This window comes from Alsobacter sp. R-9 (assembly GCF_054612375.1).
This window is the reverse complement of the sequence record NZ_JBTSWJ010000003.1, coordinates 222,093-239,865: the sequence shown is the minus strand read 5'-3', so window position 1 is coordinate 239,865 and position 17,773 is coordinate 222,093. Positions and strand designations below refer to the sequence as shown.

Below are 17,773 nucleotides of genomic sequence, written 5' to 3'. Positions count from 1 at the left end.
CTGCCTCGGACCCCCCGGCCGGCGCGTGCGCCGGCCTGACACGACCGGACCGCCGCCCGCATGACCCTCCCGTTGCGTCCGTCGCAGGCCCTCAAACTCTGGCACGACGTCAACCTGGACCTCGTCCGTGACGAGGATCCGGACCTGTCGGCCCGCCAGATCGCGATCCTGCTGACCATCTATCTCGAGCCGCCCCCCCACACGGTGCGCGGCCTTGCACGCAAGCTCGGGGTGACCAAGCCTGCCATCACCCGCGCGCTCGACACGATGGGCAAGATGGATCTCGTCGCCCGCCGGCGCGACGAGGCCGACCGGCGCAACGTCGTCGTGCAGAGGACGGTGAAGGGCGCACTCTATGTGGAGCGCCTGGGAGACGTTATCGTCGCCCGCAGCAAGGACCTTCCACGATGAGCCAGGCCGCCGCATTCGACCGCCGCATCACGCCGGTCCGCCCGGACCTCGCCGCCGCGCACCTGCGCGGGGTCGTGGAGGCGCCGCGCTACGCAGAGGGGCGCAGGATGCGGGTGCTCGACGCCGTGGCGCCTCTCCGCCGCGCTCCGGCCCCTGACGCGCCGCTCGACACGGAAGCGCTGCACGGCGACACCGTGACGGTCTACGACATCGACGACGAGGGCTGGGCCTGGGGACAACTCGACCACGATGGATATGTCGGCTGGCTTCCTGCCGGGGCGCTGATCGACACCACGGGCGAGCCCACGCATCGCGTGACGACGATGCGGACGTTTCTCTATCCGGGCCCCTCGATCAAGCTGCCGCCCGTCTGCGCGCTGTCGATCGGCAGCCGCGTGGAGTTCTTGCGGCAACAGGGCGACTTCGCAGTGACGCCGCAGGGCGCGATCTTCGCCGCCCACCTCGCGCCGCTCGGCGTGACCGAGCCGGACTTCGTCGCAGTCGCCGAGCGGTTCGAGGATGTCCCCTACCTGTGGGGCGGGCGGTCGAGCCTCGGCCTCGACTGTTCCGGCCTGGTGCAGGTGTCGCTCGGCATGGCGGGCATGGCGGCCCCACGCGACAGCGACATGCAGGAGCGCGGCCTCGGGCACCCGCTTCCGCCGGACGAACCCTTGCGCCGGGGCGACCTCGTGTTCTGGAAGGGACATGTCGGGATTATGCGCGACGGGCAGGTTCTCCTGCATGCGAACGGGTATCACATGCTCGTCCGGAGCGAGCCGCTGGACGTCGCGGTGGAGCGGATCCTTGCCAAGGGCGGCGGACCGGTGACGGGACGCCGGCGGCTGGGTCACGCGCCTTGAGCCTCCTCAAGGCCCTTGAAGCCGAACGGGTGTAAACGCACATCTTGCTCATGCAGTGGCCGGGACCGGCCGCGGTCCCGCCTCGGGGGCACGACACGTGAACCGAGAGGTGACGTCATGGATTTCCGTTCGCTCGTTCCGTTCAACCGCACCGGCATCGCCCGGTCGGGCGATCCCTTCACCGCCATGCGCCGGGAGATGGACCGTCTTCTCGACGACTTCACGCGCGAATGGCCGTCGTCGCAACCATCGGCAGGGGCGGTCGGCTTCCTGACGCCTCGCGTCAACCTGTCAGAGACCGAGGCCGGCCTCGAGATGACGGCAGACCTCCCGGGCATCGACCCCAAGGACATCGCGCTGGACGTCGCGGACAACGTCCTCACCCTGAAGGCCGAGCGCAAGTCGGAGACGGAGCAGAAGGACGAGGCGCGTCACTGGCATCTCGTCGAACGCTCGGAGGGCACCTACATGCGCCGCTTCGCCCTTCCCTTCGAGGTCGACGAGGATCGCATCGAAGCGAGCTTCGACAAGGGCGTGCTGAAGGTGACGGTGCCACGGGCGGCGGACACCACCCGCACGAGCCGGCGGATCGAGATCAAGTCCGGCGCCTGAAAGGCCTTTCGGCGCCAGTCAGTAGCCGCGCTCGCGATCCACGAGGTACAGGAACGGTTCGCCGGCCTCGTGCCGGCGGATCTGCTCGGCGATCAATCGGGCGATGGCGGGAGGTGACGACATCGCCGCGTTGTGCGGCGTGACCGTGACGCGAGGGTGCGTCCACAGCCGTGACTCCTGCGGCAGCGGTTCCGTCTGGAACACGTCCAGCGTCGCGGATGCGAGCGTTCCGGCATCGAGCGCGGCGAGGATGTCCGCCTCGACCTGCAGCCCGCCCCGCCCGGCGTTGATCAGGTGGGGGCCGCCGACGCGGCCGTCGCGCGCCAGCCCCGCCAGCATCCGTGCGTCGATGATGCCCGTCGTCGCCGGCGTGAGCGGCAGCAGGCAGACCAGGATGTTCGTGCGGGCGAGGAACGGTGCCAGTTCCTCGGCTCCGGCGAACGTCGGGAGACCCGGCAGGGGACGCCGGGTGCGGCTCCAGCCCGCGACGTCGAAGCCCATTACGGCAAGTTTCGCGGCCGCATCCTGCCCGAGGACGCCGAGGCCGAGGATTCCGACCCGGACGTCGCGCGCCGAAGGCTGGGCGTCGTCGTCCAGCCACACCTTCTCATGCTGCTGGCGGACGTAGCGGTCGTGCTGCCGCAGGATCCGCAGAGCGTGCAAGACCACGTACTCGCTCATCCGCCGGGTGAGGTCGTCGTCCACCACGCGCACGACGGGCACGTCCGGCAGGCGCGGATCCCCCATCAGGTGATCGACGCCGGCGCCCAGGGAAAAGATCGCGGAGAGGTTCGGCAGTCCGGCGAGCGCGCCGGGCGGATGCTTCCACGTCACGGCGTAGTGGACGGCCCGCCGGTCGAACGGCTCGCCGGCCATCACCACGTCGCGGCCCGGCAGCACCTCGCGGAACCGCGCCACCCATGCGCGCGGATCCATGTTCCCCTGGGCCACGACCAGTATCGTCATGCGTCGCCGCCTCAGTGTGGGGTCGAGGCGGGCTCGTCGCCCGTCGCGGCGAACCGGGCGAGGACAGTCGGTTCCGCCTCGGGTGCCGTCTCGCCGATGAGGTATGCCGCCCGCAGGGCCGCAGCCGCGGCATCCGCCGCGGCGTCCGTCCGCGCATGCACCATGGCGATGGGAGCATCCGGGCCGACCTCCGCGCCGAGCTCGGCGAGGCCGGTGAAGCCCACGGCCGGGTCCACCTGGTCTTGCGGCCGAGTGCGCCCGCCGCCGAGCGCCACGACGGCCAGGCCGACGGCCCGGACGTCGATCTCGCGCACGAAGCCCGCCGCCGGCGCGTGCACCGGCCGGCGCACGGGAGCTTCCGCAAGATGGGCCTGCGGCCGTTCCAGGAGATCTCCGGGGCCCCCCAGTTCGGCGACCATGCGGGCGAAGACCTCGGCGGCGCGCCCGGACCCGACCGCGGCGTCGATCTGCGCCCAGCCGTCCTCGACGCTCTCGGCGAGGCCGCCGAGCTGCAGCATCTCGCCACCCAGCGCGACGACGACCTGGTGGAGGCGCTCGTCGCGGTGATCCCCGGCGAGATAGGCGATCGCGTTCATCACCTCGACGGCATTGCCGGCGGCCGAGGCCAGCGGCTGGCTCATGTCGGTGATCAGCGCGGTGGTGGGCAGTCCCGCCTGCGTCGCGACCAGGGCGAGGCTCTCGGCCAGTTCGGTCGAGCGCTCGAAGGTCGGCATGAACGCGCCCGACCCCGTCTTCACGTCCATCACGAGACCGTCGAGCCCGGCGGCGAGCTTCTTCGACAGGATCGAGGCGGTGATGAGCGGCACGGACTCGACGGTCGCGGTCACGTCACGGATCGCGTAGAGGCGCTTGTCGGCCGGGGCGAGATCCTCGGTCTGGCCGATGATGGCGCAGCCGACGTCGGCGACCACCTTTCGGAAGGCAGCGACGTCCGGTTGCGCACGGTAGCCAGGGATCGACTCCAGCTTGTCGAGCGTACCGCCGGTGTGCCCGAGGCCGCGACCCGAGATCATCGGCACGAAGCCGCCGCAGGCGGCCACGGCAGGCGCCAGCATGAGGCTGACATTGTCGCCGACGCCGCCCGTCGAATGCTTGTCCAGGACGGGGCCGTCGAGGTCCCACTCCAGCGTCGACCCCGAGCCCGTCATGGCCTGCGTCAGCGCCACGCGCTCGCGTACCGACATGCCGTTGAAGAACACGGCCATCGCGAAGGCCGCCGCCTGTCCCTCCGTCACCGCCCCTGAGACGAGGCCGCGGATGAGGAAGGCGATCTCGCCGGTGCTGAGCTCGCCGCCGTCGCGCTTCTTGCGGATGATTTCCTGCGGAAGCATCAGTAGCTGCCTTTCTGCGGCGCGGCGGGAGCAGTGCCCGTGACCGCGGTCGCGAGCGCGGCATGGAGGCTGCTGGCGCCGATCCGGAAGGTGTCGCGCGTCGCCCAGCCTGCGCCCATCGCCTCTTCCGCGATACGGAGATAGAGCGCGGCGTCCCCCACGGTGCGGATGCCGCCCGCAGCCTTGAAGCCCACGCGGCGGCCCGCGCGGGCGATCTCGCCGATCATCACGCGCGCAGCCTCAGGCGTAGCCGAGACGGCGATCTTGCCCGTCGACGTCTTGAGGAAGTCCGCGCCTGCACCGATCGCCAGCCGCGAGGCGGCGGCGATGCTGTCGGTGTCGGAAAAGGCACCCGTCTCGAGGATCACCTTGAGAAGGCGCCTGTCGCCGACGACGCCCTTGGCCTCGCGCACCATGTCGGTGGCGAGCGCCGTCTCTCCCCGCAGGAACGCCTTGTAGGGCAGGACGAGGTCGATCTCCTGGGCGCCGTCGCCCAGCGCCTCCTCCATGTCCTCGAGCACGCGCTCGAGATCCTCGCCGCCCGCCGGGAAGTTGATGACGGTGGCCACCGTGACGCCCGTGTCTCGCAGCGCACGCGACGCTTCGCTCACGAACTGGGGCCAAAGGCAGACGGCGGCGACGGGCGCCGGCTCGCCGACGGCCCGGGCAACGAGTTGCTTGATCTCCGCCGGTCCGCAGTTGGCCTCGAGGTTCGTCAGGTCGAGCAGGCCCAACAGGCGCAGCGCCAGCGCGGCGTCGGCTTCACGAGACATCGTCGAGCCCCTTCACGAAGGCGTTGAGCAGGCGGCGCAGTGCGATCCCGCCCGTGGCGGCGACCTCCTTGGTCTCCGCATGGGAGGGCGCCGAGACTTCCAGTCCCGCACCGAAATTCGTCACGATCGAGACCGCCACCACATCAATGCCGAAGCGGCGCGCGAGGATCGTCTCCGGAACGGTGGACATGCCGACCAGGTCGGCCCCGAGCGTCCGGATCATGCGGATCTCGGCCGGCGTCTCGAAGGACGGGCCGGACATCCAGCAGTAGACCCCCTCGGCAAGCCTCACGCCGGCAGCAACGGCCGCGCGCTTCATCCGGTTTCGCAACCGCAGCGAGTAGGCGTCGTTCATCGGCACGAAGCGGCCGTCTCCCCGGTCACCGATCAGGGGATTTCCGCCCGAGAGGTTGATGTGGTCGGTGATCAGGCAGAGGTGGCCAGGCAGGATGTCCTTCTTCAGCGAGCCCGCCGCGTTGGTGAGGACCAGCGTCGAAACGCCGAGACGGCGCAGCGTTTCGATCGGCGTCCTCATCGCGGCGGCGTCGCCGGTCTCGTAGTAGTGGGCGCGGCCCTGGAGGACGGCGATCCGACGGCCCTCAAGGACACCCACCACGAGGCGATGGGCGTGTCCGGTGACATTGCCGCAGGGCCAGCCGGGAATGTCGGCGTAGGGAATGGTGAGCGGGTCCGTCACCGCCTCGGCGAAGCCGCCCAGCCCGGTTCCGAGCACGACGGCGAGGTCGACGGGGCCGCCGAGGCGGGGTTCGAGGGCGGCGACGGCGTCGTCGACGGAGGCGGTCATGGGCGGTGGTCCCGGCGGTTTCACTCCAGCGCCATGGACTTCGGCCCGAAGGCGTGCGGCAGGAGGCCCTCTGCCGTAAAGCGCCGCCGCCGCCCGCGCAAGTCGCCTGCCCACACCACGGCCTGCGGCCCGCCGAACTCCATGATGCGCTGGCGGCATCCGCCGCAGGGCGTGACCAGCGTCGAGCCCTCGGCCACCACGGCGATCTCGACGATATCTTCCTCTCCTCCGGCCACCATGGCGGCGATGGCGCCGGCCTCGGCGCAGGTGCCGACGGGATAGGAGGCGTTCTCGACGTTGCAGCCGACGAACACGGTGCCCTTCTTGGTCCTCAGCGCCGCACCCACGCCATAGCGGGAATAGGGCACGTAGGCCCTGTCGCGTACGGCGAAGGCGGCGGCGAACAGATCCTCCGGGGCACCTGCCTCGGGTTCACCTGCCTCGGGCGCGTCGGCCATGTCAGCGTTCCTTCACGTAGGGCAGGCCCGACGCCCGCGGCGGGATGGCCCTGCCGATGAAGCCCGCCAGCAGGATGACCGTCAGGGCATAGGGCAGCGCCTGGATGGCCTGCACCGGCACCTGCCCGAGGCCAGGGATGACGACGCCCTGGAGCCGGATGGCGACGGCGTCGAGCAGGCCGAACAGCAGGCACGTCCAGAATGCCGGCCACGCGCGCCACTTGGCGAAGATGAGCGCGGCCAGCGCGATGAAGCCCTTGCCCGCCGTCATCAGCGGCAGGAATCCCGCCGCCTGGGCGACCGAGAGATAGGCGCCGCCGAGGCCGCACAGCACGCCGGCGATGACGACGGCGGCGTAGCGCAGCGCCGTGACGGAAATGCCGGCGGTGTCGACGGCGGCCGGGTTCTCTCCGACGGCGCGCAGCCGCAGGCCGAAGCGGGTCGTCGCCAGCACCCACGCCGTCACGACCGTCGCGGCGACGGCGATGTAGACGAGGATCGTGTGCCCGGAGAGCACGTCGGCGTAGAGCGGCCCGACGATTGGGACGGGACGGATCGCCTCCGCGAAGGGCAGCGTCAGCGGCTGGAAGCGCGCGGCGCCCTCGAGCGGCGGGGTGCGGCCGCCCTGGCCGTACCACGCGTTGCCGACGAGGGCGGTGAGCCCTGCCGCCAGCATGTTGATGGCGACGCCCGACACGATCTGGTTGCCGCGCTGGGTGATGGCGGCGAAGCCGTGGACCAGCGAGAAGCCGACGGAGACGACGATGCCGGCGAGGAGGCCCGCCCAGGCGCTGTGGGTGGCGTGCGCCGCCGCCGCGCCGGCGAAGGCGGCCACGAGCATCTTGCCCTCGAGCCCGATGTCGACCACGCCGGACCGCTCCGACCAGAGGCCGGCGAGGCAGGCGAAGAGCAGCGGCACGGCAAGGCGGGCACCGCTGTCGAACACGGTGATGCCGATGGAGAGCCAGTCCACGGGTCAGCCTCCCTTGCGTCGCGCGAAGAAGGCGCCGAGCGGCCGGCGGAACAGCCCGTCGAGCGCCCCCGCGAAGAGGATGACGAGGCCGGAGATCGTCACGATCATGTCGCGCGTGATGGCGGGGCGCTCGAAGGCCAGTTCGGTGCCGCCCTGGAACAGCACCCCGAACAGGATCGAGGCCAGCACGATCCCGACCGGGTGCGAGCGCCCCATCAGCGCCACGGCGATGCCGATGAAGCCGGCGCCGGCGGTGAATTCCAGCAGCAGGCGTTCCTGCACGCCCATGATCTCGTTGACGGCGACGAGGCCGGCGAGCGCGCCGGAGATCAGCATGGCGACCACGGTGACGCGGGCGATGGAGAGCCCGGCATAGACCGCCGCCGTCGGGTTCGCGCCGACGGTGCGGATGGCGTAGCCGAGGCGCGTGCGCCAGATCAGCACCCACATTGCGGCGGCGCAGGCGAGCGCCAGGAGGAACGACAGGTTGAGTGGCGACGTCGGCACCTTCAGCCCCAGCGCGCCGAGCATCTCGTGCATGAACGGCACGTGCGCCGAGGCCGAGAAGGTGCGCGTCTCCGGCGACATCGACCCCGGCTTGCCCATGACGTTGACGAGCAGGTACACGAGCAGCGCCGAGGCCAGCATGTTGAACATGATCGTCGTGATGACGATGTGGCTGCCGCGCTTCGCCTGGAGGTAGGCGGGAACGAAGGCCCACGCGGCCCCGAACGCCGCCGCCGAGAGCACACCGAGCGGCACCAGCAGCCAGCCGGGCAGGCCGGGGAACGCGAGGCACATCAGCGCCGCGCCGAGGCCGCCCAGCGTCGCCTGCCCCTCGCCACCGATGTTGAAGAGCCCCGCGTGGAAGGCGATGGCCACGGCGAGGCCCGTGAAGATGAAGTTGGTGGCGTAGTAGAGGGTGAAGCCGATGCCCTCGCCGCTGCCGAGCGCGCCGCGCAGCAGCAGCGCCGTGGCCTGCAGCGGGTTTTCGCCGATGGCCAGCACGACGAGGCCGGCGACGAAGAATGCCGCCACCACGGCGAGCGCCGGCACCAGCACGAGGTCGACCCAGCGCGGCAATTCGATGGGCGCCGCACTCATGCCGCCGCTCCCGAACCTGCGCCTTGGCCGACGCGCTCGTCGACACCGGCCATCAGCAGGCCGAGGTCGCGCTCGTCGGTGGCGTCCGGCAACCGCTCGCCGGTGATGCGGCCGCCGCACATCACGAGGATGCGGTCGGCGAGGCCCATGATCTCCTCGAGCTCGACCGACACGAGCAGGATCGCCACGCCCGCGTCGCGCAGCGCGACGAGGCGGCGGTGGATGAACTCGATGGCGCCGATGTCGACGCCGCGGGTCGGCTGGCCGACGAGCAGCACGTGCGGGGCCCGCTCGATCTCGCGGGCCAGGACCAGCTTCTGCTGGTTGCCGCCGGAGAACTTCGACGTCTTCAGCAGCGGCGCCCGTGGACGCACGTCGTAGGCCTCCATCTTGTCCGCCGTGTCGGCGATGACCGCGCCGCGGTCCATCACCGGCCCCGCGCCGTAGCGCGCCTCCTGCTGGAAGCCGAGGATGGCGCTCTCGCACGCCTCGAAGGGCGGCACGAGGCCCATGCGCAGGCGGTCCTCCGGCACGTGGAGGAGGCCGCGCCGGCGCAGCCGGAACGGATCGCGCTCCTCCGGCGGCAGGACGGTGCCGTCGACAGCGATGCTGCCGCCGTCCAGCGGCCGCATCCCGGCCAGTGCCTCCAGCAACTCGCTCTGGCCGTTTCCGGCGATACCCGCGATGCCGACGATCTCGCCGCCGCGCACCTCGAAGGAGACGTCGTCGACACGCGGCGTGCCGCGCGCGTCCCGGACGACCAGCCGGTCGACGGCGAGGCGGACGGGCCCGGGCGCGGCGGGCGCCTTCTCGACGCGCAGCAGCACGCGGCGGCCGACCATCAGCTCGGCGAGCTCCGACGGCGAGGTCGACGCCGTCGGCAGCGTCGCCACCATCTCGCCGCGGCGCATGACCGACACGGTGTCGGTGACGGCCATGATCTCGCGCAGCTTGTGGGTGATGAGGATGATCGTCTTGCCCTCGCCGGCAAGGATCTTCAGCAGGCGGAACAGGGCGTCCGCCTCGTCCGGCGTCAGCACCGCCGTCGGCTCGTCGAGGACGAGCACCTCGGCGCCGCGCACGAGGGCCTTGAGGATCTCGACGCGCTGCTGCAGGCCGACGGGGAGGTCGCCGACCGTCGCGTCGGGGTCGATGACGAGGCCGTAGTCCCGGCCGAGGCGGTCGAGCTCGGCGCGGATGCGGCGTGCTCCTCCCGCCAGCAGGGCGCCGCCCTCGGCGCCGAGCATGACGTTGTCGAGCACGGAGAGCGGTTCCACCAGCATGAAGTGCTGGTGGACCATGCCGATGCCGGCGGCGATGGCCTCGCGCGGAGCGCGGATGGAGACGGGCCGGCCGGCCACCCGGATTACGCCGGAGTCGGCTTCGTAGAAGCCGTAGAGGATCGACATCAGCGTCGACTTGCCGGCGCCGTTCTCGCCGACGATGCCGTGGATCGTGCCGGCGCCGACCGTCAGGTCCACGGCCTTGTTGGCGTGGACCTCACCGAAGCGCTTGTCGATCCCGACGAGCTGGATGGCGGGGGACGCGGCTGTCACGGGCGCGGATCGCGGAGTGGGGAAACGGGGCCGCCGGCGTCACGCGGGGTCATCCCCGCGCGCCCGACGCCACAGGTCGCCGGGCCATCCGGGCGATGATGTGCGGGACGATGGCAGCTCCCCGGCACCGGCCGGGGAGCGCCGTCGAGCGCCCTCAGCCGGGGCACTTCTGGTCGGACATGTAGTCGTGCACCTTGATCGTGCCCGAGACGATGTCGGCGGCGGCCTTGTCGGCGGCGGCCTTCATGTCGGCGGAGATCAGGGCCTTGTTGTTGTCGTCGAGCGCCCAGCCGACGCCGTTCTCGGCGAGGCCGAGCACCGAGACGCCCGGCTTCCACTTGCCTTCCTTGGCCTGCGTGAAGGTGGTGATCGTCGCGGTGTCGACGCGCTTCAGCATCGAGGTCAGCACCTTGCCCGGGTGCATGCCGTTCTGGTTGGAGTCGACGCCGATGCCGAGCTTGCCCGCGTCCGCGGCGGCGCGCAGAACGCCGACGCCCGTGCCGCCGGCGGCGTGGTAGACCACGTCCGCGCCGCGGTCGATCTGCGCCTTGGCGAGTTCGCCGCCCTTCACCGGGTCGTTCCACGCCGCGCCGGTGGTGCCGGTCATGTTCTGAAACACCTCGCCCTGGGCGTTGGCGAACTTGACGCCCTGCACGTAGCCGCAGGCAAAGCGGCGGATCAGCGGGATGTCCATGCCGCCGACGAAGCCGACCTTGCCGGTCTTGGAGGCCTTGGCGGCCAGCAGGCCGACGAGGAACGAGCCCTCGTGCTCCTTGAACACGATCGACTGCACGTTGGGCTGCTCCACCACCATGTCGATGATGGCGAACTTGGTGTTCGGGAACTCCTTGGCGACCTTCTCGAGCGCGGTCGCCTGGCTGAAGCCGACGGCGAGGATCGGCGAGAAGCCGTCGCGGGCGAAGCGGCGCAGGGCCTGCTCGCGCTGCGCGTCGTTCTGGATCTCGAAGTCGCGGTACTCGATGCCGGTCGTCTTCTTGAACTGCTCGGCCCCGTTGTAAACGCCCTCGTTGAAGGACTTGTCGAATTTCCCGCCGAGGTCATAGACGATTGCCGGCTTGACGTCCTGCGCAACGGCGGCCCCGCCGAGGCTGGCCGCGGCGGCAAGGCCCAGGATCCATGAACGCATGTGAATGTTCCCCTCTTTGTGAACTGCGAAGCCATGGCCGTGGGGCCATCATTCGCTCCGTCTGGCGCGCACCATGGCATGCGCCCCGCCCGAGGTGAAGCGGGCAAAGGCCGCAGCCGGCGGGGGATTGGAGCCTGCCGGCACCGGTGGCACACTCGGCATCGTCCGACACGGGAGAACGGCATGACGACCAGCCTTTCCTTCCGGAACAGCGTCCGCCGTTTGGCGCTGGCGGCCCTCTTCCTCGGCTCCGTCGCAGCGGCGACCGTCCCCGCGCTGGCCAAGGGCGGGGCGGAGGAGGTCGACGTCGAACTCGTCCTCGCCGTGGACGTGTCCTACTCGATGGACCCCGAGGAGCAGGCCCTGCAGCGGCAGGGCTATATCGAGGCGCTTCGTTCGCCTGAGATCCACGCCGCCATCCGCAAGGGCGTGAACGGCAAGATCGCGGTGACCTACATGGAATGGGCGGGGAGCGCCTCGCAGGACGTGATCGTGCCATGGATGGTGATCGACGGCCCGGCGTCGGCGGAGGACTTCATCAGCCGCCTGGTCGACCGGCCGACCCGACGGCTCTACCGGACCTCGATCTCGGGGGCGATCGACTTCGCCGTGCCGCTGATCGAGAACAACGGCTATCACGGCCTGAAGCAGGTCATCGACATCTCCGGCGACGGCTCCAACAACCAGGGCCGGCCGGTGACGATCGCCCGGGACGACGCCGTCGCGCGCGGGATCACCATCAACGGCCTGCCGGTGATGCTGAACCGGCCCAATTTCGGCTACCCCGAGGTCGAGCGGCTGGACGAGTACTATTCGGACTGCGTGATCGGCGGGCCGGGGTCGTTCATGATCCCGATCCGCGAGCGCAACCAGTTCATCGATGCGACGCGCACCAAGATCCTGCTGGAGATCGCCCTCGCGCCGCCCGCGGAAATGCCCGCGCAGATGGTGCCGGCGCAGTACACGCCCCTGCAGGTCGAGGCCCCGCGCTCCAACTGCATGTTCGGCGAACGCAGCTGGCAGCAGCGCTGGGGCAACTGACCGGCCACGGCCTGGCCGTGCCTCACGTCCCGCGCGGCTTGGCGCGGGCCGTCGGGGCGGCCGACGCGGGGTCGTCCGGCCAGGGATGGCGGGGATAACGGCCCTTCATCTCCGTCTTCACCGCCGCCCAGGACCCGCGCCAGAACCCGGGCAGGTCGCGGGTGATCTGGATCGGCCGGTGGGCCGGCGAGAGCAGGTGCAGCACCAGAGGCAGCCTGCCGCCGGCGACGGACGGGTGCTCCCTGAGCCCGAACAGCTCCTGCACGCGGATGGCGAGGACCGGCCCCTCCTCCGCCTCGTAGTCGATGGCGTGTCGGTTCCCGGTCGGCGCCTCGAAGTGCGTCGGGCACTCGGCGTCCAGCCTTCGGGCCAAGTCCCACGGCAGCAGGGCGTGCAGCGCGTCGCCGAGCGTGTCCGCCCCGATCTGCGGAAGAGCGGTCTTGCCCTCAAGGAAGGGAGCGAGCCATGACGCGGCGGTCTGCGCGAGCGCCGCGTCGGACAGGTCAGGGAAGGCGGGATCGGCCCGGCGCAGGAACGCCACGCGGTGCCGCCACTGGTCGAGCGCCTTCGTCCACGGCAGCCGCTCGATGCCCACCGCGGCGGCCCCCTCGGCCAGCAGGCGCGCCGACTCCGGACCGGCGGGCACAGGGAGCGGGCGCTCCGCCAGCGACAGGGCGCCGAGCCGGCGGGTGCGACGGGCACGAAGGGCGCTGGCGGCGCGATCGAAGGTCACCTCGTCGCGCTCGACGATGCGGTCGGCGAAATCCGCCTCGATATCCTCGGCGGAGAGGGGGGCGGCCAGCAGGATGCGGGCGGCGCCAGCCGCGCCGGCAATCTCGGCCACGGCGAGGTACGGTTCGCGCGCCAGCGGATCATGCGGCTCGACCGACGCGGCACGGCCGTTGGCCATCAGGAACGTCCCCGGCGCCCCCCTGGCCCTGGCAACCCGGTCCGGAAAGGCGAGAGCCAGCATCCGGCCCGCATCGACCGGATCGCCCGGTCCGCCGCCCTGCCCGGCCGAACCGGCCCAGCCGCGCGCCATGCGGCGCATGTCCTCGGCGCGTCGCGAGCGATCGCGCCGGTAGGCCTCCAACCGGTGGACGAGGTTCGTGCCGTCGCCGCCGAGGCCGCGCTCCACCACGACTGCCGCGACGTCGGCGGCGAGGCCGGCGTCTCCCGTACGGCCGGCGCTCACCAGCATCCGCGCAAGTCGGGGCGGCAAGGGCAGGTTGCGGATGGCCTTGCCTTCATCCGTGAGGCGGCCGGACTCGTCGAGCGCGCCGAGGCCCTCCAGCAAGGCCCGCGCCTCTGCCAGCGCGGGCGCCGGGGGCGGATCGAGAAAGCGCAGGTCGCGTGGATCGGCGACGCCCCATGCGGCGCAGTCGAGCAGGAGGCCCGCGAGGTCGGCCGCGAGGATTTCCGGCGGCGAGAAGGCGGGCAGCGCGCCCGTCGCCGCCTCCTCCCACAAGCGGTAGCAGACGCCCGGTTCCGTGCGCCCGGCCCGGCCGCGCCGCTGGTCGACGGCCGCCCGCGAGGCCCGAACGGTCTCCAGACGCGTCAGGCCGATGGCCGGCTCGAAGCGCGGCACGCGGGCGAGCCCGCTGTCGACGACCACGCGGACACCCTCGATGGTCAGCGACGTCTCGGCGATGGAGGTGGCCAGCACGACCTTCCTGCGACCCTGTGCAACCGGTTGCACGGCCAGATCCTGCTGGCGCTGGTCCATGGCGCCATAGAGCGGGGCGATGTCGACGGCCGGGTCGCGCACCCGCTCCTGCAGCAGGGTCTCGACCCGGCGGATCTCTCCCTGCCCGGGCAGGAAGGCGAGGACCGAACCCGCCTCCTCCGCCAGCGCCCGCAGGATGGCGCGCCCCACCTCCTCCTCGACGCGCTGTCGCGGGTCGCGGCCGAGATAACGCGTCTCGACCGGGAAGGCGCGACCCTCGCTGGAGATCACCGGCGCATCGCCGAGCAACCCCGCGACCCGGGCGCCGTCGAGCGTGGCGGACATCACGAGGATGCGGAGGTCCTCGCGCAGCCCGGCCTGCGCGTCGAGGGCGAGCGCGAGGCCAAGGTCGGCGTCGAGCGAGCGCTCGTGGAACTCGTCGAAGAGAACCGCCGCGACGCCGGAGAGTTCGGGATCGTCGAGGATCATCCGGGTGAAGACGCCCTCCGTCACCACCTCGATGCGCGTCCTCGGGCCGATGCGGGAGCCGAGGCGCACACGCAGGCCCACGGTCTCCCCCACCTGTTCGCCCAGCGTGCGGGCCATGCGGTCCGCCGCGCCGCGCGCCGCGAGGCGCCGGGGCTCGAGCAGGATGATCCGCCCGCCCTTCACCCAGGGTTCGTCGAGCAGCGCGAGCGGAACGCGGGTCGTCTTGCCGGCGCCCGGCGGCGCCACGAGGACTGCGGACGCCCGCCCGGCGAGCGTGCCGGCGAGACGGTCGAGGACCTCGTCGATGGGCAGGGGCGTGTCGAAGCGGCGCATCGGCCGGGGTTTGGCGCCGAAAAGGGCCGTTGGCAAGGCCCCGCGGCCGCCGTGCCTTTCACGACGACGCCGCGCGTCGGCGGTGCCGACGGGTGGTCCGTCAGACCGGGAAGCCCAACCCGGCGAGGTCGCGGCGCAACTGTTCGGGAGTGGTGAAGTGCAGCGCGTGCATGCCCACGGCCCGGGCGCCCTCCACGTTCTTCGGCGAGTCGTCGATGAACACGCAGTCGCCGGCGGCGAGGCCGTTGCGGTCCAGCAGCAGGTGGTAGATGGCCGGATCCGGCTTCAGCATGCGGTGCTCGCCCGACACGACCACGTCGCGGAAGCCGTCGAGGAACGGCCAGAGGACGCGGGCGTGGGCGAACTTCTCGGCAGAGAAGTTGGTGATGGCGTAGTCCGGCACCTTCTCCGACCGCAGTCGCTCGAGAATGTCGCGGGACCCGTCGATCACGCCGCTCACCGTCTCCGGCCAGCGCTCGTCGAAGGCGCGGATTTCCGGTTCCAGGTCCGGGTGCTGGGCGACAAGGTGCGCCACCGCCTCGGCGAAGGTGCGGCCGCGGTCCTGCTCGATGTTCCAGGCCGGCGTGCAGACGGTCGACAGGAACCACTCCATCCGGTCGTGGTCGTCGAACACCTTGCGGTAGAGGTGGCGGGGGTCCCAGTCGAGGAGGACGTTGCCGATATCGAAGACGACGGTGGTGGGGGATGCCAAGGACGGACTCCGGCCAGCAGTTCAGGATTCATGAGCGGGACGGGTACGGGCCCGTCCCGCGAGGACACGTTCGACGTCAGGAAAAGCCGCGTTACCCGCCCACGTTGAAGGCGGCGAGGGCGGCCATGTTGACGATGTCGCTGTCCTTGGCACCCAGCGGCACGATCTGGACGGCCTTGTCGAGGCCGACGAGCAGCGGGCCGATGACGGTGGAACCGCCGAGCGACTGCAGCATCTTCGTCGAGATCGAGGCGGAGTGGAACGCCGGCATGACCAGCACGTTCGCCGTGTCGGACAGGCGGCAGAACGGGTACTGCGCCATCAGTTCCTTGTTCAGCGCCACGTCGGCGGCCATCTCGCCGTCGTACTCGAAGTCGACGCGGCGCTGGTCGAGGATCTTCACCGCCTCGATGACCTTGGCGGAACGCTCGCCCGGCGGATGGCCGAAGGACGAGAAGGCGAGCAGCGCGACGCGCGGCTCGTAGCCGAGGCGCCGCGCGACGCCGGCGGCCTCGACGGCGATGTCGGCGATTTCCTGCGCCGTCGGCATCTCGGTGATCGCCGTGTCGGCGACGAGCACCGTCTTGCCGCGCGCCAGCACCAGCGAGACGCCGATCATCTTGTGGCCGGGCTTGGGGTCGATGACGTTGCGCACGTCGCCCAGCGCCACCGAATAGTTGCGGGTGGCGCCGGTCACCATGGCGTCCGCGTCGCCCAGCGCCACCATGGCGGCGCCGAAGTGGTTGCGGTCCTGGTTGATGATGCGCTGGCAGTCGCGGAACAGCATGCCCTTCCGCTGCATCCGTTCGTAGAGGTAGTGCGCGTAGGCGGCGTTGCGGTGCGACAGGCGCGCGTTGTGGATCTCGACGCCGTCCTTCCCCTCGAGGTCGATGCCGGCGAAGGCCGCCGTCTCGAAGATGCGGTCCTCGCGGCCGACGAGGATGGCCTTGCCCAAGCCCTGGTTGACGAAGGACACCGCAGCGCGGATGACCTGCTCCTCCTCGCCCTCGGCGAAGACGACGCGCTTGGGATAGCGGCGCACGCGCTCGATGATGCGCTGCAGCGCGCCGGCGATGGGGTCGCGCCGCGCCGAGAGCTGCGCCTTGTAGGCCGCCATGTCGACGATGGGGCGGCGGGCGACCCCGGAGTCCATCGCCGCCTGCGCCACCGCCGGCGGGATGACGTGGATCAGCCGCGGGTCGAAAGGCACGGGGATGATGTAGTCCCGGCCGAAGCGCGGGCGCGCGCCCTGGTAGGCGGCCGCGACGTCGTCCGGCACGTCCTCCTGTGCCAGCTTGGCCAGCGCCAGCGCCGCGGCGATCTTCATGTCCATGTTGATCGTCGTCGCGCGCACGTCGAGGGCGCCGCGGAAGATGTAGGGGAAGCCGAGGACGTTGTTGACCTGGTTGGGATAGTCCGAGCGTCCGGTGGCGATGATGACGTCCTGGCGGACGGCATGCGCCTCCTCGGGCGTGATCTCCGGGTCGGGGTTCGCCATGGCGAAGATGATCGGGTCAGGCGCCATGGAGCGGACCATGTCGGCCGACAGCGCTCCCTTGGCCGAAAGCCCGAAGAACACGTCGGCGCCCTTCATGGCGTCCTCGAGCGTGCGCGCGTCGGTGACGGCGGCGTGCGCCGACTTCCACTGGTTCATGCCCTCGGTGCGGCCCTTGTAGACCACGCCCTTGGTGTCGCAGAGCAGGACGTTCTCGGGGGCGAAGCCCATGGCCTTGATGAGCTCGAGGCAGGCGATGCCAGCGGCGCCGGCGCCGTTGCAGACGAGCTTCGTCGTCTTGATGTCGCGCCCCGTCAGTTGCATGGCGTTGAGGATGCCGGCGGCGGCGATGATGGCCGTTCCGTGCTGGTCGTCATGGAACACCGGGATGTCCATGAGCTCGCGCAGGCGCTCCTCGATGATGAAGCACTCGGGCGCCTTGATGTCCTCGAGATTGATCCCGCCGAAGGATGGGCCGAGGTAGCGCACGGCATTGATGAAGGCGTCCGGGTCCTCCGTGTCGACCTCCAGGTCGATGGAATCGACGTCGGCGAAGCGCTTGAACAGCACCGCCTTGCCTTCCATGACGGGCTTGGAGGCCAGCGCGCCGAGGTTGCCGAGGCCCAGGATGGCCGTGCCGTTGGAGATGACGGCGACCAGATTCCCGCGGGTAGTGTAGTCGAAGGCCCGCGAGGGATCCTCCGCGATGGCCTTCACCGGCACCGCGACGCCGGGTGAGTAGGCGAGCGACAGGTCCCGCTGCGTCGCCATGGCCTTGGTGGGCACGATCTCCAGCTTGCCCGGCCGCCCCTGCTGGTGAAACTGCAGCGCCTCCTGGTCGCTGATGGTGGGGCGCGTGCGTTTCAGGGGCTGGTCGTTCGGCATGGCGTTCTCGGTCGGGTCACGGGCGTGTGATGCGGCGGGGCGGTCACCTTAGAGCACGACTTGCGGCCGTGGGAACCGCTTTTGCGCGGCCAACCTCGCTGGGGATGACGACCGGCGGTCGGCTGAACCGCACCG

Annotated in this window: 16 protein-coding genes; 4 read left to right on the top strand and 12 right to left on the bottom strand. The window is 71.0% G+C overall.

The genetic code is table 11. The features are described 5' to 3' along the window. Window positions 1-60 precede the first annotated feature (60 nt). The 3 genes from ACX9GQ_RS06610 to ACX9GQ_RS06600 all read left to right on the top strand — a co-directional run bounded on the left by ACX9GQ_RS06610 (window position 61) and on the right by ACX9GQ_RS06600 (window position 1,883). A complete protein-coding gene (locus ACX9GQ_RS06610) occupies window positions 61-411 on the top strand; it encodes a MarR family transcriptional regulator (RefSeq protein ID WP_459628754.1) in 351 nt (116 codons plus the stop codon). Continuing rightward, window positions 408-1,271, top strand: a complete 864-nt coding sequence (locus ACX9GQ_RS06605; RefSeq protein ID WP_459628753.1) for a C40 family peptidase — start codon at window positions 408-410, stop codon at window positions 1,269-1,271. Before ACX9GQ_RS06610 ends, ACX9GQ_RS06605 begins: the two co-directional genes overlap by 4 nt. A 117-nt stretch (window positions 1,272-1,388) precedes the next feature. Beyond that, window positions 1,389-1,883: an Hsp20/alpha crystallin family protein gene (locus tag ACX9GQ_RS06600; protein WP_459628752.1), complete on the top strand. Its 495-nt coding sequence runs from the start codon at window positions 1,389-1,391 to the stop codon at window positions 1,881-1,883. A gap of 18 nt (window positions 1,884-1,901) precedes the next feature. Here ACX9GQ_RS06600 and ACX9GQ_RS06595 read toward each other — a convergent pair whose 3' ends face one another. The 9 genes from ACX9GQ_RS06595 to ACX9GQ_RS06555 all read right to left on the bottom strand — a co-directional run bounded on the left by ACX9GQ_RS06595 (window position 1,902) and on the right by ACX9GQ_RS06555 (window position 11,017). Further along, on the bottom strand, window positions 1,902-2,849 hold the full coding sequence (locus ACX9GQ_RS06595; RefSeq protein ID WP_459628751.1) for a 2-hydroxyacid dehydrogenase: 948 nt from the start codon (window positions 2,847-2,849) through the stop codon (window positions 1,902-1,904). Between the two features lie 11 nt (window positions 2,850-2,860). Next, window positions 2,861-4,201 (bottom strand): thymidine phosphorylase, encoded by a 1,341-nt coding sequence (gene deoA / locus ACX9GQ_RS06590; RefSeq protein WP_459628750.1) that lies wholly within the window; start codon window positions 4,199-4,201, stop codon window positions 2,861-2,863. Further along, window positions 4,201-4,974 (bottom strand): deoxyribose-phosphate aldolase, encoded by a 774-nt coding sequence (gene deoC, locus ACX9GQ_RS06585; protein WP_459628749.1) that lies wholly within the window; start codon window positions 4,972-4,974, stop codon window positions 4,201-4,203. Before deoC ends, deoA begins: the two co-directional genes overlap by 1 nt. Further along, a complete protein-coding gene (locus tag ACX9GQ_RS06580; protein ID WP_459628748.1) occupies window positions 4,964-5,779 on the bottom strand; it encodes a purine-nucleoside phosphorylase in 816 nt (271 codons plus the stop codon). The genes deoC and ACX9GQ_RS06580 overlap by 11 nt, the downstream gene beginning before the upstream one ends. A gap of 20 nt (window positions 5,780-5,799) precedes the next feature. Next, window positions 5,800-6,237, bottom strand: a complete 438-nt coding sequence (locus ACX9GQ_RS06575) for a cytidine deaminase (RefSeq protein WP_459628747.1) — start codon at window positions 6,235-6,237, stop codon at window positions 5,800-5,802. A gap of 1 nt (window position 6,238) precedes the next feature. Further along, window positions 6,239-7,210 (bottom strand): ABC transporter permease, encoded by a 972-nt coding sequence (locus ACX9GQ_RS06570; protein ID WP_459628746.1) that lies wholly within the window; start codon window positions 7,208-7,210, stop codon window positions 6,239-6,241. A 3-nt stretch (window positions 7,211-7,213) separates the two neighbouring features. Then, entirely contained in the window at window positions 7,214-8,314 is a 1,101-nt protein-coding gene (locus tag ACX9GQ_RS06565; protein WP_459628745.1) for an ABC transporter permease, read from the bottom strand. Continuing rightward, window positions 8,311-9,870, bottom strand: a complete 1,560-nt coding sequence (locus tag ACX9GQ_RS06560; RefSeq protein ID WP_459628744.1) for an ABC transporter ATP-binding protein — start codon at window positions 9,868-9,870, stop codon at window positions 8,311-8,313. Before ACX9GQ_RS06560 ends, ACX9GQ_RS06565 begins: the two co-directional genes overlap by 4 nt. 154 nt (window positions 9,871-10,024) lie before the next feature. Beyond that, the gene (locus ACX9GQ_RS06555; RefSeq protein WP_459628743.1) at window positions 10,025-11,017 is read right to left on the bottom strand and encodes a BMP family lipoprotein; all 993 of its coding nucleotides are present in this window, start codon (window positions 11,015-11,017) and stop codon (window positions 10,025-10,027) included. Window positions 11,018-11,200: 183 nt separating this feature from the next. Here ACX9GQ_RS06555 and ACX9GQ_RS06550 point away from each other — a divergent pair, with 183 nt between their 5' ends. Then, window positions 11,201-12,058 carry a DUF1194 domain-containing protein gene (locus tag ACX9GQ_RS06550; protein ID WP_459628742.1) on the top strand — a complete coding sequence of 286 codons (858 nt, stop codon included), beginning with the start codon at window positions 11,201-11,203 and terminating at the stop codon, window positions 12,056-12,058. A gap of 22 nt (window positions 12,059-12,080) precedes the next feature. On the opposite strand, the gene hrpB is transcribed toward ACX9GQ_RS06550, so the two are convergent. The 3 genes from hrpB to ACX9GQ_RS06535 form a co-directional block, all read right to left on the bottom strand. Next, a complete protein-coding gene (hrpB, locus tag ACX9GQ_RS06545) occupies window positions 12,081-14,546 on the bottom strand; it encodes an ATP-dependent helicase HrpB (RefSeq protein WP_459628741.1) in 2,466 nt (821 codons plus the stop codon). Between the two features lie 100 nt (window positions 14,547-14,646). Further along, entirely contained in the window at window positions 14,647-15,258 is a 612-nt protein-coding gene (locus ACX9GQ_RS06540) for an HAD family hydrolase (RefSeq protein WP_459628740.1), read from the bottom strand. A gap of 91 nt (window positions 15,259-15,349) precedes the next feature. After that, complete coding sequence (locus ACX9GQ_RS06535) at window positions 15,350-17,638, bottom strand: NADP-dependent malic enzyme (protein WP_459628739.1); 2,289 nt, start codon at window positions 17,636-17,638, stop codon at window positions 15,350-15,352. Window positions 17,639-17,773: the final 135 nt, after the last annotated feature.

Excerpts from the sequence above, each read along its gene's own strand:
- ACX9GQ_RS06610 (WP_459628754.1), top strand. The coding sequence starts at position 61 with ATGACCCTCCCGTTGCGTCCGTCGCAGGCCCTCAAACTCTGGCACGAC.
- ACX9GQ_RS06605 (WP_459628753.1), top strand. The coding sequence starts at position 408 with ATGAGCCAGGCCGCCGCATTCGACCGCCGCATCACGCCGGTCCGCCCG.
- ACX9GQ_RS06600 (WP_459628752.1), top strand. The coding sequence starts at position 1,389 with ATGGATTTCCGTTCGCTCGTTCCGTTCAACCGCACCGGCATCGCCCGG.
- ACX9GQ_RS06595 (WP_459628751.1), bottom strand. The coding sequence starts at position 2,849 with ATGACGATACTGGTCGTGGCCCAGGGGAACATGGATCCGCGCGCATGG.
- deoA (WP_459628750.1), bottom strand. The coding sequence starts at position 4,201 with ATGCTTCCGCAGGAAATCATCCGCAAGAAGCGCGACGGCGGCGAGCTC.
- deoC (WP_459628749.1), bottom strand. The coding sequence starts at position 4,974 with ATGTCTCGTGAAGCCGACGCCGCGCTGGCGCTGCGCCTGTTGGGCCTG.
- ACX9GQ_RS06580 (WP_459628748.1), bottom strand. The coding sequence starts at position 5,779 with ATGACCGCCTCCGTCGACGACGCCGTCGCCGCCCTCGAACCCCGCCTC.
- ACX9GQ_RS06575 (WP_459628747.1), bottom strand. The coding sequence starts at position 6,237 with ATGGCCGACGCGCCCGAGGCAGGTGAACCCGAGGCAGGTGCCCCGGAG.
- ACX9GQ_RS06565 (WP_459628745.1), bottom strand. The coding sequence starts at position 8,314 with ATGAGTGCGGCGCCCATCGAATTGCCGCGCTGGGTCGACCTCGTGCTG.
- ACX9GQ_RS06555 (WP_459628743.1), bottom strand. The coding sequence starts at position 11,017 with ATGCGTTCATGGATCCTGGGCCTTGCCGCCGCGGCCAGCCTCGGCGGG.
- ACX9GQ_RS06550 (WP_459628742.1), top strand. The coding sequence starts at position 11,201 with ATGACGACCAGCCTTTCCTTCCGGAACAGCGTCCGCCGTTTGGCGCTG.
- hrpB (WP_459628741.1), bottom strand. The coding sequence starts at position 14,546 with ATGCGCCGCTTCGACACGCCCCTGCCCATCGACGAGGTCCTCGACCGT.
- ACX9GQ_RS06535 (WP_459628739.1), bottom strand. The coding sequence starts at position 17,638 with ATGCCGAACGACCAGCCCCTGAAACGCACGCGCCCCACCATCAGCGAC.